At 70.1% G+C, this 14,584-nt stretch carries 11 protein-coding genes; 7 read left to right on the forward strand and 4 right to left on the reverse strand.

The genetic code is table 11. The features are described from left to right. The first annotated feature begins 8 nt into the window (after positions 1 to 8). Entirely contained in the window at positions 9 to 830 is an 822-nt protein-coding gene (locus tag ACFYV1_RS00260; protein WP_389393075.1) for a S1 family peptidase, read from the forward strand. A gap of 256 nt (positions 831 to 1,086) precedes the next feature. On the opposite strand, the gene ACFYV1_RS00265 is transcribed toward ACFYV1_RS00260, so the two are convergent. Then, positions 1,087 to 1,317: a hypothetical protein gene (locus tag ACFYV1_RS00265; RefSeq protein WP_100109587.1), complete on the reverse strand. Its 231-nt coding sequence runs from the start codon at positions 1,315 to 1,317 to the stop codon at positions 1,087 to 1,089. Positions 1,318 to 1,750: 433 nt separating this feature from the next. Between ACFYV1_RS00265 and ACFYV1_RS00270 the strand changes: the two genes are divergently transcribed. The 5 genes from ACFYV1_RS00270 to ACFYV1_RS00290 all read left to right on the forward strand — a co-directional run bounded on the left by ACFYV1_RS00270 (position 1,751) and on the right by ACFYV1_RS00290 (position 8,033). After that, a complete protein-coding gene (locus ACFYV1_RS00270) occupies positions 1,751 to 3,877 on the forward strand; it encodes a type IIA DNA topoisomerase subunit B (RefSeq protein ID WP_389393076.1) in 2,127 nt (708 codons plus the stop codon). 114 nt (positions 3,878 to 3,991) lie between these two features. After that, positions 3,992 to 5,152 (forward strand): sensor histidine kinase, encoded by a 1,161-nt coding sequence (locus tag ACFYV1_RS00275; protein ID WP_389393077.1) that lies wholly within the window; start codon positions 3,992 to 3,994, stop codon positions 5,150 to 5,152. Next, positions 5,149 to 5,823: a response regulator gene (locus ACFYV1_RS00280; RefSeq protein ID WP_389393078.1), complete on the forward strand. Its 675-nt coding sequence runs from the start codon at positions 5,149 to 5,151 to the stop codon at positions 5,821 to 5,823. The genes ACFYV1_RS00275 and ACFYV1_RS00280 overlap by 4 nt, the downstream gene beginning before the upstream one ends. A gap of 126 nt (positions 5,824 to 5,949) precedes the next feature. Further along, positions 5,950 to 6,399, forward strand: a complete 450-nt coding sequence (locus tag ACFYV1_RS00285) for a DUF485 domain-containing protein (protein ID WP_389394528.1) — start codon at positions 5,950 to 5,952, stop codon at positions 6,397 to 6,399. After that, positions 6,396 to 8,033, forward strand: a complete 1,638-nt coding sequence (locus ACFYV1_RS00290) for a cation acetate symporter (protein WP_389393079.1) — start codon at positions 6,396 to 6,398, stop codon at positions 8,031 to 8,033. The genes ACFYV1_RS00285 and ACFYV1_RS00290 overlap by 4 nt, the downstream gene beginning before the upstream one ends. 21 nt (positions 8,034 to 8,054) lie before the next feature. On the opposite strand, the gene ACFYV1_RS00295 is transcribed toward ACFYV1_RS00290, so the two are convergent. Next, complete coding sequence (locus ACFYV1_RS00295) at positions 8,055 to 8,735, reverse strand: response regulator (RefSeq protein ID WP_389393080.1); 681 nt, start codon at positions 8,733 to 8,735, stop codon at positions 8,055 to 8,057. Continuing rightward, a complete protein-coding gene (locus tag ACFYV1_RS00300) occupies positions 8,732 to 10,444 on the reverse strand; it encodes an ATP-binding protein (protein ID WP_389393081.1) in 1,713 nt (570 codons plus the stop codon). The genes ACFYV1_RS00295 and ACFYV1_RS00300 overlap by 4 nt, the downstream gene beginning before the upstream one ends. A gap of 239 nt (positions 10,445 to 10,683) precedes the next feature. Here ACFYV1_RS00300 and ACFYV1_RS00305 point away from each other — a divergent pair, with 239 nt between their 5' ends. After that, the gene (locus ACFYV1_RS00305; RefSeq protein ID WP_389393082.1) at positions 10,684 to 11,844 is read left to right on the forward strand and encodes a CobW family GTP-binding protein; all 1,161 of its coding nucleotides are present in this window, start codon (positions 10,684 to 10,686) and stop codon (positions 11,842 to 11,844) included. 88 nt (positions 11,845 to 11,932) lie between these two features. Here the strand turns inward: ACFYV1_RS00305 and ACFYV1_RS00310 are convergent, their stop codons facing one another. Beyond that, positions 11,933 to 14,383 carry a DNA topoisomerase (ATP-hydrolyzing) subunit A gene (locus ACFYV1_RS00310; RefSeq protein WP_389393083.1) on the reverse strand — a complete coding sequence of 817 codons (2,451 nt, stop codon included), beginning with the start codon at positions 14,381 to 14,383 and terminating at the stop codon, positions 11,933 to 11,935. Positions 14,384 to 14,584: the final 201 nt, after the last annotated feature.

The following is a 14,584-nucleotide window of genomic DNA, read 5'->3' on the forward strand; positions in this document are numbered from 1 at the left end:
GAGACCATATGCGTCGGCCCACTGCCCGAACCCTGGCCGGAGTACCGGCCCTGATCGCAGCAGCGGTCGTGACACCAGTGGCGCTGCCCCTCCCCGCCGCCGCGGACAGTGTGGTCATCGGCGGGTACGAGGTGCGCGCCGACGACAGTCCCTGGGTGGTCGCGCTGGCCAGCCGTGACCGGTTCGGCCCAGCGCGGGGCGGCCAGTTCTGCGGCGGTGTGGTGGTGGCGCCGACCAAGGTGATGACCGCGGCCCACTGTCTGAGCACCGCTGTGCTGGGCAAGGACGCCGCTTCGGTACGTGACTTGCGGATCATCGCGGGCCGGTCGGAGCTGGCCGCTGACGGCGGGCAGGAGGTCCCTGTACGGGGGACCTGGGTCGCCCCCCAGTACGATCCCGCGACGAACAGCGCCGACATGGCGGTACTGACGCTCGCCAAGGCCCTGCCGGAGGGCAGCGTGCTGCCGGTGGCGGGAGCAGGGGATCAGGCGTACGAGGTGGGGACGGCCGCTACGGTCTACGGCTGGGGCGACACGAGGGGTGACGGCAGCTACGCGTCGTCACTGCGAGCGGCACGGGTCTCCGTGCTGCCGGACGCGACGTGCGCGAATGCCTACCCGGGAGGTCGGGGCAGCAGGTACCAGAGCTCCACGATGCTGTGCGCAGGAGATCCGCAGGGCGGCCACGACGCGTGTCAGGGGGACAGCGGAGGGCCGCTGGTCGCCCGGGGGAGGCTGATCGGCCTCGTCTCCTGGGGCAGCGGATGCGGGCGGCCCGACGGGCCGGGCGTGTACACGAAGGTCTCCGCGGTCGCCCCGCCCCTGGCATGAGCCGACTGGCCGCCGGGCACGTGGGCGGTCGATCCCCGCAGCCGGCCGACGGCATGAGCCGCCGACACCACGGTCGATCGATCTGCTCCACGGTCGGTCGGCGACATGAGCCGCCGGCACGGTCGATCGGCACCACGGTCGATCGGTCCCGACGGAATCGGTGACGGAACGAGAGCGGGCGGCTTCCCTCGGTGTCCGGGGGAACCGCCCGTCGTCCGGTCCTGGACCGGCACTGGCTCGTCGGGGATGCGAGGTGTCAGTGATCCTCTTCACCGGCGCCGGCCGGTACGGCCGTCAGTCGGTCCGTCTCATCCTGTATTTCCGCGGCGATCTTCTTGAGTTCCGGCTCGAACTTGCGCCCGTGGTGGGCACAGAAGAGCAGTTCACCACCGCTGATCAGTACGACGCGCAGATACGCCTGGGCGCCGCAGCGGTCGCAGCGGTCAGCGGCCGTCAGCGGGCTCGCGGGGGTCAGAACAGTAGTCACGTCGCCTCTTCTCTAGCTCGACGAGCTGTCGTACCAGGGTCAACATCCAACCAGGCCGAAAACGTTCCCGCTCGTGGCATTTCCTCGAAACTTTTTCCCGAGGTGGCTGTCTGCTGCCGGTTGGCGGCGAATGAGCCGTATTGCTTCGCTCTACGGATTTCGCGTTGCTTGTCTCGTTTGGCCCTCCCGGCCGGGTTGCCGGTTGTTCTTGAGGACGTGCCCGGAGCCTAAATGGTTCATGCCTGGAAGGGAACGTGATGTGCACGTCACCCCAACGAGGGATCGAACACGCATGCGAGGCTGGACTAGCATGAGAAATCAGGTGGGTGGCGTTACATCGGCTCTACCAGGCCTCGGTACGCTCTGACCGGCAAATGACGCCGGGCCTGTACCCCACTTGGCCACATCTGAAATTCAGCGAGGAGCGAACCGCGTGACCGCCGAAACGTCCGTGCCGTCAACAGCGCTGCTGACGGCAGACCGCGACAGCTCCAACTACACCGCGCGGCACCTGCTCGTCCTGGAAGGGCTCGAGGCGGTCCGCAAGCGACCTGGCATGTACATCGGCTCGACCGACAGCCGCGGTCTGATGCACTGCCTCTGGGAGATCATCGACAACTCGGTCGACGAGGCCCTCGGAGGCCACTGCGACCACATCGAGGTCATCCTCCACGAGGACGGCTCGGTCGAGGTGCGGGACAACGGCCGCGGGATCCCCGTGGACGTCGAGCCCAAGACCGGGCTCTCCGGTGTCGAGGTCGTGATGACCAAGCTCCACGCCGGCGGCAAGTTCGGCGGCGGCTCCTACGCGGCGTCCGGAGGTCTGCACGGCGTCGGCGCCTCTGTGGTGAACGCGCTCTCCGCCCGCCTGGACGTGGAAGTGGACCGCAACAGCGCCACCCACATGATCAGCTTCCGGCGCGGTGTGCCCGGCATGTTCACCGAGTCCGGCCCCGACGCCCCCTTCGACCCTGCGAACGGGCTGCTCAAGGGCAAGCGCGTACCAAAGGCCAGGACCGGCACGCGAGTGCGGTACTGGGCGGACCGCCAGATCTTCCTCAAGGACGCCAAGCTCTCGCTGGAGACGCTGCACCAGCGGGCACGGCAGACCGCCTTCCTGGTCCCGGGGCTGACGATCGTCGTGCGCGACGAGCGCGGTCCCGCGGGGGAGGGTGGCGAGGGCAAGAGCGTCGAGACGTTCCGCTTCGACGGCGGCATCAGCGAGTTCTGCGAGTACCTCGCCCAGGACAAGGCCGTCTGCGACGTGGTGCGGCTCACCGGCCAGGGCACCTTCAAGGAGACCGTCCCCGTCCTCGACGACCGCGGCCACATGACCCCGACCGAGGTCACCCGCGAACTCGGCGTCGACATCGCGCTGCGCTGGGGGACGGGGTACGACACCGTCCTCAAGTCCTTCGTCAACATCATCGCCACCCCCAAGGGCGGCACACATGTGACCGGCTTCGAACGCTCCGTGACGAAGACGATGAACGAGGTGCTGCGCTCCGCGAAGCTGCTGCGCGTCGCGGAGGACGACGTCGTCAAGGACGACGCCCTGGAGGGCCTCACGGCCGTCGTCACCGTCCGTCTGGCCGAGCCGCAGTTCGAGGGCCAGACCAAGGAGGTGCTGGGCACCTCGGCGGCCAACAGGATCGTCGCTGCCGTCGTCGCCAAGGAGCTGAAGGCCTTCCTGACGTCCACCAAGCGGGACGGCAAGGCCCAGGCCCGAGCGGTGCTGGAGAAGGCCGTGGCGGCCGCCCGTACGCGCATCGCGGCACGCCAGCACAAGGAGGCGCAGCGCCGGAAGACGGCCCTGGAGTCCTCGTCGCTGCCCGCCAAGCTCGCCGACTGCCGAAGCGACGACGTGGAGCGCAGCGAGCTCTTCATCGTCGAGGGCGACTCGGCGCTCGGCACGGCCAAGCTCGCGCGCAACAGCGAGTTCCAGGCGCTGCTGCCGATCCGGGGCAAGATCCTCAACGTCCAGAAGTCGTCGGTCTCCGACATGCTCAAGAACGCCGAGTGCGGCGCGATCATCCAGGTGATAGGAGCGGGATCAGGCCGTACGTTCGACATCGACGCCGCTCGGTACGGCAAGGTGATCATGATGACGGACGCCGACGTCGACGGTTCCCACATCCGCACCCTGCTGCTCACGCTCTTCCAGCGCTACATGCGGCCGATGGTGGAGGCCGGCCGGGTGTTCGCCGCGGTGCCGCCGCTGCACCGGATCGAGCTGATCCAGCCCAAGAAGGGCCAGGACAAGTACGTCTACACGTACTCGGACAACGAGTTGCGGCAGACGCTGCTCGAGTTCCAGCGCAAGGGGGTCCGCTTCAAGGACACCATCCAGCGCTACAAGGGCCTCGGCGAGATGGACGCCGATCAGCTGGCGGAGACGACGATGGACCCGCGTCACCGCACGCTGCGCCGGATCAACATCGGGGACCTGGAGTCCTCCGAGCAGGTCTTCGATCTGCTCATGGGCAACGAGGTGGCACCGCGCAAGGAGTTCATCACCAGCTCCGCGGCCACCCTGGACCGTTCGCGCATCGACGCCTGACGGCCGGCCGGCCCGGCCGTGCCCACCCGGGGGTGGAGCCGACGACTCCACCCCCGGCCCGATCCGCTCGCGCCACCGTCCTCCGTAGCATCGGCCGGGACCGAGGAGGCGGACGTGCGCGGTGGCAAGTGGACCCGGTGGCCCACGCGGGAGGCCCTGTCCCGTATCGGCATCCCGAGGGCCCGGATCGCGCTCGACTTCGTCATGCTCGCAGCGTTGTCCACTTGGGCCGTGGCGAGTTCCTACTCGTCCGAGGTCTTCCGCGGCTGGGCCGTCGTGCTGCCTCCGCTGGCTCTGCTGGCCTGCGCGGCCGCGGCGGTCCGCTACCACCTGACCACGCTGGCCCACCGCCTGGTGCCGTCGCTGGCACTGATCGCGGTCTTCGCGGTCGTCGGATGGGGCGCCTGCCTCGCCGAGGCGCCCGTCGCCGCGGTGGTGCTGTGGATCGGTGCGTGTGTCATGTCGATGGAGCGGTTGCCGATCGCCGCGGCCCTGGTGGTCGTGGTGGTCCTGCTGCCGGGGTTCGCGCTGGTGGACGACAGCGACTGGGGCATCGGGCTCACGTTCGCCTCGGTGTCGCTCGGCGGCTATGTGCTGCGCCTGGACGCGGAGGCCCGCGGGGCGGGTTTCCGGCTTCTCGCCCAGGAACGCGCGGCCCGTGAGGCAGAGGCGGTTTCCGCGGCACTCGCCGAACGGGCCCGTATCGCCCGCGAGATCCACGATGTGCTGGCGCACAGCCTTTCCGCGCAGTTGGTGCACCTGGAGGCGGCCAGGCTGCTGATCGAGCGTGAGCCGCGAGGAGCGTTCCGGGACAGCGTTCTGGAACGGGTGGTGGCGGCGCGCGGCATGGCCCGCGAGGGACTGGCGGAGACCCGGCAGGCGTTGTCGGCGCTGCGCGGCGAGATGGCGCCCGTCGAGGACTGTCTGCGCGAACTCGCCGCGAACGACGGCGCGCGGACCCGGATCTCGGGTGAGCCCCGGCAGCTTTCGGCAGAGGCGTCGCAGACCGTGCGCCGGGTCGCGCAGGAGGCCCTGACCAATGTGCGCAAGCACGCGCCGGGAGCGGCGGTGCACCTGCTGCTCGCCTATCTGCCCCACGAAGTCTCCCTGGAGGTACGGGACTTCGGAGCCGCTGGGAAGGCCGGTGCCCTCACGGCTTCCGGTGCCGGGTACGGTCTGCTCGGGATGCGCGAGCGGGCGGAACTGCTCGGCGGCACGCTCGAGGCGGGACCGGAGGGGGAGGGGTTCGTGGTGCGGCTGCGAGTGCCGGCGTGACCGGGACGAGCGCACGGGTCGTCGTGGCGGACGACCAGGCGGTGGTGCGTGAGGGAATCGTGATGCTGATGGGACTGCTGCCCGGCATCGAGGTCGTCGGCTCGGCCAAGGACGGGGAGGAGGCTGTGGCCCTCGTCGCCGAACTGGCCCCCGACGTGGTCCTGATGGACCTGCGAATGCCCAGGGTCGACGGGGTGGAGGCGACCCGCCGGATCCGCGAGAGGCACCCCGCGACCCAGGTCGTCGTGCTCACCACCTACGCCGACGACGACTCGCTCTTCCCCGCGCTGCGGGCCGGTGCCCGGGGATATCTCACCAAGGACGCGGACGGGGACGAGATCGTCCGGGCGATCCGTGAGGTGACGGCCGGGCGGGCGGGACTGTCGCCGGTGGTCCAGCAGCGTCTGCTGGAGCAGATCACGGCGGAACCGGCGCCCTCCGGTCCCAGGTTGCCCGACGGGCTGACCGCCCGTGAGGGCGAGGTGCTCACGCTGATCGCCGAGGGCCTCGGCAACGCGGACATCGCGCGGAGGCTGGGCATTTCGACTGCAACGGTGAAGACCCACATCAACAACCTGTTCGCGAAGGCCGGCCTCCACGACCGGGCCCAGGCGGTCCGTTACGCCTATCGGGAGGGCCTTGCGCGGCCTCCGGGACCGGACGTCACCTGATGGGGTGAAGTCAGAGGGAGAAGAGTCCGGGATCTTCACGTTCTGCCCATTCTTGGGCTGGCGGCCGAAACGGTTCGCCGGCAAGGAGAGTCGATCGTGGAGAAGCAGGAAGGCCGGGGTGCCCCGGTGCGGCTCGAAGACCCGTGGTCCGACGCGCCGGCCTCGGGCTGGAGCGATCAGGACAGCACCGTCGTCCCTGCTCCCGGCTGGTCGGCGGCCGCCCGGGAGGAGGGGCGGACGGCCGGACCCAGCGCCGGAGACATCTATCTGGAGGTCCAGCGCAGCGAGGCGTTCCAGGAGGTGCGCGCCCGCTACCGGCGGTTCGTCGTCCCCGCCTCCGCCGCCTTCCTGACCTGGTACCTGGCGTACGTCGTCGCCGCGACGGCGGCCCCCGCGCTGATGGCCCGGCCGGTCGCCGGGGCGGTGAACGTGGCGATGGCCGCAGGACTCGCGCAGTTCCTGACCACCTTTCTGCTGACCTGGGCGTACGCCCGCCACGCCAGGCTGCGACGGGACCGTGCCGCGCTCGACCTGCGCTGGGACACCCAGGAGATGACGCGGGGGATCGGGCGTTGAGCGGGGACCACCAGGCGCTTGCGCTGCTGCTGTTCAGCGCGTTCATCGTGGTCACTCTCGCCATCACCACCTGGGCGAGCCGCGCCAGGCACGGATCGGCGGAGGAGTTCTACGCGGGCGGCCGGCTGTTCTCCCCGATGGAGAACGGTTTCGCCATCGCCGGCGACTACATGTCGGCCGCCTCGTTCCTGGGTATCTCGGGACTCATCGCGCTCTACGGCTACGACGGAATGCTCTACTCCGTGGGCTTCCTGGTGGCCTGGCTCGTGGTGCTCTTGCTCGTCGCCGAACTCGTCCGTAACTGCGGGCGGTTCACCCTGGCCGATGTCGTCGCCGCCCGGATGAGGGAACGGCCCGTTCGTATCGCGGCGGGAACCTCCTCGGTCGCCGTCTCCGTTCTCTATCTGGTGGCGCAGATGGTGGGAGCCGGAAGTCTGGTCGCGCTGCTGCTCGGTGGCACCAGCGAGGCAGCGCGCTCCTGGACCGTGATCGGCGTCGGCGCCCTGATGGTGATCTACGTTTCCTTGGGCGGGATGCGCGCCACCACCTGGATCCAGATCGTGAAGGCCGTCCTGCTGATGGCCGGCGCCGTCGCCATGACCGTGCTGGTGCTGATGCGCTTCCACGGTGACTTCAACCAGCTGCTCAACTCCGCTGCCGCACGCAGCGGTCACGGCAAGGACTTCCTCGCCCCCGGCCTGCGGTACGGCGGTGACTGGACCGCGCGCCTGGACTTCATCAGCCTCGGCCTGGCGCTCGTCCTCGGCACGGCGGGTCTGCCGCACATCCTGTCGCGCTTCTACACCGTGCCGACCGCGCGGGCCGCCCGGCGCTCGGTCGTCTGGTCCATCGGTCTCATCGGCGGCTTCTACCTGATGACGATCGTGCTGGGGTTCGGCGCGGCCGCCGTGGTCGGTACCGAGGAGGTCCGGACCTCCAACGCCGCGGGCAACACCGCGGTGCCGCTGCTCGCGCTGGACCTGGGAGGGGGAGCCGGTTCCACCGGAGGCGCCGTCCTGTTCGCGATCGTCGCGGCGGTGGCCTTCGCGACGATCCTGGCCGTGGTCGCGGGGATCACGCTGGCGTCCTCGGTCTCGGTCGCCCACGACCTGTACGCGACGCTGCGGCGCCGGCGTCCCACCGACGCGGAGGAGCCCGAGGGCCGCCACGGCGAACCGGACGACCGGAGGCTGAGCGAGGTCGCCGTCGCCAGGGTCGCCGCGGTCTGCATCGGCGCCGTCGCGATCGCGCTCGGTCTGCTGGCCCGCGACCTGAATGTGGCGTTCCTCGTCGGCCTGGCCTTCGCCGTCGCGGCCTCCGCCAATCTTCCGGTCCTGCTCTACTCGCTGTTCTGGCGGAACTTCACCACGCGCGGCGCCGTCTGGTCCGTCTACGGAGGGCTCGTGCCCGCCGTACTGCTGGTACTGCTGTCGCCGGTCGTCTCCGGCGGCGAACGCTCACTCTTCCCCGGCGTGGACTTCCAAGTCTTCCCGCTGGAGAATCCGGGGCTCGTCTCCATCCCGCTCGGCTTCCTGGCCGGCTGGATCGGGACGGTCGTCTCGTCGGAGCCGCCGGACCCGGCGAAGCACGCCGAGACCGAGGTGCGTGCGCTGACCGGGGCCGGGGCCGTCTGACACCGCCGCTCCGGCCACGGATCACGCGCTCGTCGACCACACGTAGCGGTGTTCCGGACGACCGGTCTCGCCGTACCTGAGCGTCAGCCGCACCCTGTCCGACCGCTCCAGCAGCTTCAGATAGCGCTGTGCGGTCTGCCGGCTCACCCCCGCCCGCTCGGCGATCTCCTGCGCCGACAGCGGGCCTTCGGCGGCCAGCAGCACCTGGCGCACCAGCTCGGCGGTGGTCGGCGAGTGCCCCTTGGGCAGTTCCGGGGCGATGGAACCCGCCGACAGCGTGCCGAAGATCCGGTCCACCTCGGCCTGTTCGGCCTCGCCGCCCACGTCGAGAGTGCGCCGCAGGGTCGCGTACGCCTCGAGTTTGGCGCGCAGCCCGGCGAAGTTGAACGGTTTGACCAGGTACTGGAGCGCCCCGTGGCGCATCGCTGCCTGAACGGTTGCGACGTCCCTGGCAGCCGTCACCATGATCACATCCGTCTGGTGGCCGAGTGCGCGGAGTTCGCGTACGACCGACAGCCCGTTCTCGTCCGGCAGATAGTGATCGAGCAGGATGAGATCGACGTGCACCTCGGCGATCCGGGCGAGCGCCTCGGCCGCCGAGTGGGCCCGGGCCACGACACGGAAGCCCTCGACCTTGCTGACGTAGGCCGCGTTGATCTCCGCGACCCGGACGTCGTCGTCCACGACCAGTACGTCGATCATCGTCCCTGCCCAGTCTCGTGTGCCGCGGGAGCCGTGGACACGTCCGCCTCCGGGGGGCCGTCCGCCGTGACCACGTCCTGGCCTGTGTCCGGGCCTGTGTCCGTCAGCGCGTCGGGCAGTACGACGCAGAACTCGGCGCCACCGGAAGCCGAGTCGCGGACGGACGCGCTGCCGCCCTGCCGCTCGGCGAGCCTGCGGACCAGCGGCAGACCCAGACCGCGCTTGCCGTGGGCCGGCAGCTCCTTGGTGGTCCAGCCCTCCGTGAAGATCAGCTCCCGCTGCTCCACCGGAACACCGGGGCCGCTGTCGGCGATCCTGAGGACCACCGTGCGCTCCCGCGTGTGCAGCTCGACACCGATCCTCGCGTCCTGCGTGCCGGTGGCCGCGTCCAGCGCGTTGTCCACCAGATTGCCGACCATCGTCACCAGGCCGCGCGGATCCACCAACCGGTCCGGCAGCAGCGTCGTGGGGGCGATGCGCAGCGAGACCCCGCGCTCCGCGGCGACCGTCGCCTTGCCGACCAGCAGAGCGGCCAGCAGCGGGTCGTGGATCTTCTCCGTGACCTGCTCCGCGGTCGCCCGGTGCACCCCGACGACCTCGGTGACGAACTCCACCGCCTCCTGGTGCATCTCCAGCTCCAGCAGCCCCAGCAGTGTGTGCAGGCGGTTGGCGTGCTCGTGGTCCTGGGCCCGCAGCGCGTCGATCAGCCCACGGGTGGAGTCCAGCTCCCGGCCCAGCTGCTCCAGCTCCGTCCGGTCACGCAGCGTGGCGACGGCCCCGCCGTCGTCGGTCGGCATCCGGTTGGCGATGAGCACGCGGCTGCCGCGTACGGTCAGCAGGTCGTCCCCGCTCACCCGGCCCGCCAGCACGTCGGTGGTCCGGCCTTCGCCGAGCACCTCGTCCAACGGCCGGCCGGTGGCCTCCGCGCCGACGCCCAGCAAACGCTGCGCCTCGTCGTTCAGCAGCCGGATGCGTCCCGCCGCGTCGAGGGCCACGACGCCCTCCCTGATGCCGTGCAGCATCGCCTCGCGCTCCGCGAGCAGGGCGGAGATGTCGGAGAAGGCCAGGTCGTGGGTCTGCCGCTGGAGTCTGCGGGAGATCAGATACGCGGCGAGCGCCCCGACGGCCAGCGCGCCGCCGGCGTAGGCGAGCAGGCCCGGGATCGCCTCCAGCAGCCTCGCGCGCACGCTGTCGTACTCGATGCCGACCGACACCGCGCCGACGATCCGCCCGTCCGTGTCCCGCAGCGGCACCTTGCCGCGGGCTGAGCGGCCGAGGGTGCCACTGTCGATCTCCATGACGTCCTGTCCGGCGAGCGCCTCGCTCGGGTCGGTGGAGACGATGCGGCCGATCTGCGCGGGGGAGGTGTGGGACCAGCGGACCCCGCGGTGGTCCATGACCACGATGTACTCGGCGCCGGTGGCCTGACGGATCCGTTCGGCCTCTGCCTGCACCGGGCCGTCGGAGGTGGGCCGGGAGCCCGCCAGATCCTCTGCGAGCTCCGGTGACGCGGTGGTCTCCGCGATGGCGAGGGCGCGGCGCATCGCCTGGTCGTCGAGCTGGGCGCTGAGCGGGGCGAGGAACAGGCCGGTGGCCAGCGCGATGACGCCGGTGACGATGGTCAGCTGCATCAGCAGGACCTGGGAGAACACCCGCTGCGGCCAGCCGAACCGCCGTCGCCGGGCGGGGGCGGTCGATACGGGACTCATGCCTACGAACGGTAAGGGGAGCAGCTCCGCTTTCCGAAATTGGTCTCTCACCGCGATCTCGGCGGATGGACCGCGTGTTCCGCGGTGCACACCCACGTTCTCCGCGACTCGGGCGAAAGCCGCCGGTACGACGGGGTACGCGTGCCGTCGGGCCTGCCGCGGGCCGGGGGCGTGCGGGCAGAGCCGGTCGCCCGCGCCCATATCCTGGAGGGCCACTGTGAGTGCCCGGAGGTGCCGTCTTGAGTCAGCCGCAGATCCCCGTCATCGTCCTCGCGGGCTTTCTGGGATCCGGCAAGACGACCTTGCTCAACCATCTGCTGCGGACGAGCCGCGGGACCCGGATCGGGGCGATCGTCAACGACTTCGGATCGATCGAGATCGACGCCATGACGGTGGCGGGGCAGCTCGGTGACTCAACGGTCTCCCTCGGCAACGGCTGCCTGTGCTGTGCGGTGGACGCGAGCGAGCTGGACGTGTTCCTGGACAAGCTCGCCCGTCCGGCCGCCGGCCTCGATGTGATCGTCATCGAGGCCAGTGGTCTCGCCGAGCCGCAGGAGCTCGTCAGGATGCTCCTCGCCAGCGAGAACGACCGCATCGTGTACGGCGGGCTGGTCGAGGTCGTCGACGCGGCCGAGTACGAGCAGACCCGTGAGCGGCACCCGGAGATCGACCGGCACCTCGCCGTCGCCGACCTCGTCGTGCTGAACAAGGCGGACCGGGTCGGGGAGGCGGCACAGCGCCGGCTGCGCGAGCGGATCACCGGCCTCGCCGGCCGTGCCGCTGTGATTCCGGCTTCGTACGGGCGGGTCGACGCCGAGCTCTTCTTCGAACCCCGGCCGCGGACCGAGCGGGTCGGACAGCTGTCGTTCGAGGACATCCACGACGATCACGACGACTGCCACCACGACGACGACCAGGACGGCCGCCACCACGACGGCTGCCACCACGACGATCACCGCCATGACGGCCGCCACCACGACGGTCATCTGCACGCCGCCTACGAGAGCGCTTCGTTCACCTCCGCCGACCCTCTCCACCCGCGCCGGCTGCTGGACTTCCTCGACTCACGGCCCGAGGGGCTGTACCGCATCAAGGGGTTCGTCGACTTCGGCGCCCTGGACCCCCGCAACCGGTACACGGTCCACTCCGTCGGCAGGTTCCTGCGTTTCTACCCGGAGCCCCGGCAGTCCGGCGACGCCGGACCCGCGACCCAGTTGGTGCTCATCGGCGCGGGCATCGACCCCGGCACACTGCTCGCGGAACTCGACGCCACGCGCCTGACCGGGACCGAGGGCGTTCCCGAGGAGCACAGCCTCTGGGGCATTCTCCGCTACGTACCCAAGGGGTCCTCGGACGACCCGTCCGAGGACCCCTTCGAGAACGACGGCTACGACTCCTGAGGGCTGTCCCGGCAAGTTTTGCCCTGTCGCGCCGCCCGGCACGCACCGGACGACGCTCCTTCACGGGCAAACATTGCCGGTCACGGCACTAGCTCGCCGGTCCCGCGAGCACCGCGACGGGTGACTCCAGGGGTGTGCCCGACCCGTCCCGGCGCGGATCGATTTCCGGCAGCTCCGCCGGAGCTCCGTTCTTCTGCGCCGCTCTGGCGGGCGCCGCGCCCGCCCAGGCCAGGACCAGTACGTCCTCGCCCTTCAGGAAGCGCTGGCACCGGACACCGCCGGTGGCCCGCCCCTTGCGGGGGTACTGGTCGAACGGGGTCAGTTTCGCCGTCGCGACCGAGTCGTCCAGAGTGCCGTGCGAGCCCGCCACGGTGAACACCACGGCGTCGCCCGCCGGATCGACCGCGGTGAACGAGATCACCTCGGCCCCCTCGGCGAGCTTGACGCCGGCCATGCCGCCCGCCGGGCGGCCCTGCGGGCGCACCTGCGACGCCGGATAGCGCAGCAACTGGGCGTCGGAGGTGATGAAGACCAGGTCCTCCTCACCCGTGTGCAGTTCGACGCCGCCGACGATCCGGTCGCCGTCCTTGAGGGTGATGACCTCGAGTTCCTCCTTGTTGGAGGGATAGTCGGGCACCACCCGCTTGACCACACCCTGCAGCGTTCCCAGCGCGAGCCCCGGCGACGACTCGTCGAGAGTGGTCAGGCAGACGACGGTCTCTTCGGTCTCCAGCGAGAGGAACTCCGCGACCGGCGCACCACCGGAGAGGTTGGGCGCGGTCGCCGTGTCCGGCAGCTGGGGCAGGTCGATCACCGACAGCCGCAGCAGCCGCCCGGCCGACGTCACCGCGCCCACCTCGCCGCGCTGCGTCGTGAGCACCGCGGAGACGATCACGTCGTGCTTGGCGCGCCTGCTTTCCCCGTCCACCAGCGGTTCTCCCGTAGCGGTGCGCGCGAGCAGGCCGGTCGAGGAGAGCAGCACCCGGCACGGGTCGTCCGCGACCTGCAGTGAGGCGGCCGGCGCGGGGGTGCCCGCGGACTCCAGGAGCACCGTGCGCCGCGGGGTGCCGAACTTCTTCGCCACCGCGCCCAGTTCGGCGGAGACCAGCTTGCGCAGCTCGGCGTCCGATTCGAGGATGCCGGTCAGCTCGTCGATCTCGCCGTTGAGGCGGTCGCGCTCGCTCTCCAGCTCGATCCGGTCGAACCTGGTGAGCCGGCGCAGCGGCGTGTCGAGGATGTACTGCGTCTGGATCTCGCTCAGCGAGAAGTGCTCGATCAGCCGCTCCTTGGCCTGGGCGGAGTTGTCGCTGGAGCGGATGAGGCGGATGACCTCGTCGATGTCGAGGAGGGCGACGAGCAGGCCCTCGACCAGATGCAGCCGGTCCCGGCGCTTCGTGCGCCGGAACTCGCTGCGCCGCCGGACGACGTCGAAGCGGTGGTCGAGGTAGACCTCGAGCAGCTCCTTCAGGCCGAGTGTGAGCGGCTGTCCGTCGACCAGGGCCACGTTGTTGATGCCGAAGGACTCCTCCATCGGCGTCAGCTTGTAGAGCTGCTCGAGGACGGCCTCCGGAATGAAGCCGTTCTTGATCTCGATGACGAGACGCAGGCCGTGCTGGCGGTCGGTGAGGTCCTTGACGTCCGCGATGCCCTGCAGCTTCTTCGACCCGACCAGATCCTTGATCTTCGCGATCACCTTCTCCGGGCCCACCGTGAAGGGCAGTTCGGTGACGACCAGGCCCTTGCGGCGCGGGGTGACGTTCTCCACGGACACCGTGGCGCGGATCTTGAAAGTGCCGCGGCCGGATTCGTACGCGTCCCGGATACCGCTCAGCCCGACGATGCGGCCGCCGGTCGGCAGGTCGGGGCCCGGCACATGGCGCATCAGCGTATCGAGGTCGGCGCCCGGATGCCTGATGAGGTGGCGTGCGGCCGCGACGACCTCGCCGAGGTTGTGCGGGGGCATGTTGGTCGCCATTCCGACCGCGATGCCCGAGGCGCCGTTGACCAGCAGATTCGGGTAGGCGGCGGGGAGCGCGACGGGCTCGCGCTCCTGCCCGTCGTAGTTCGACTGGAAGTCGACCGTGTCCTCGTCGATCGACTCGGTCATCAGGCTCGTGGCATCGGCCATCCGGCACTCGGTGTACCGCATGGCGGCCGGCGGGTCGTCGTTGCCCAGCGAACCGAAGTTCCCGTGGCCGTCCACCAGGGGCAGGCGCATCGAGAACGGCTGTGCCATGCGCACGAGGGCGTCGTAGATCGACGCGTCACCGTGCGGGTGCAGCTTGCCCATGACCTCGCCGACGACGCGCGCGCACTTCACATAGCCGCGGTCCTGACGCAGTCCCATCTCGTTCATCTGATAGACGATGCGGCGGTGTACCGGCTTCATGCCGTCGCGTGCGTCCGGCAGGGCCCGGGAGTAGATCACCGAGTACGCGTACTCGAGGAAGGAGCCCTGCATTTCGTCCACCACGTCGATGTCGAGGATTCTTTCCTCGAAGTCGTCCGGCGGCGGGGTCTTCGTGCTGCGGCGGGCCATCGCGGCTGCTGCTCCTTCACGTACCAGGTGGGCATCTGACGCCGACCATTGTGGACCGTGCCGCTGACAAGGCCGACCGCGACCCGTCATCCGCCGCGCGGCGCGGGGTGGAACAACGCAGATCGCGGCCCGGGAACTTCGCCAGGTGTCGGCACGCTTGCATACAGTGGCAGGTCTGGCAGCACTTTCAAGTTTTCGCGA

Origin of the sequence: Streptomyces sp. NPDC003023, assembly GCF_042888225.1 — a bacterium.
Taxonomy (GTDB): Bacteria; Actinomycetota; Actinomycetes; order Streptomycetales; family Streptomycetaceae; genus Streptomyces.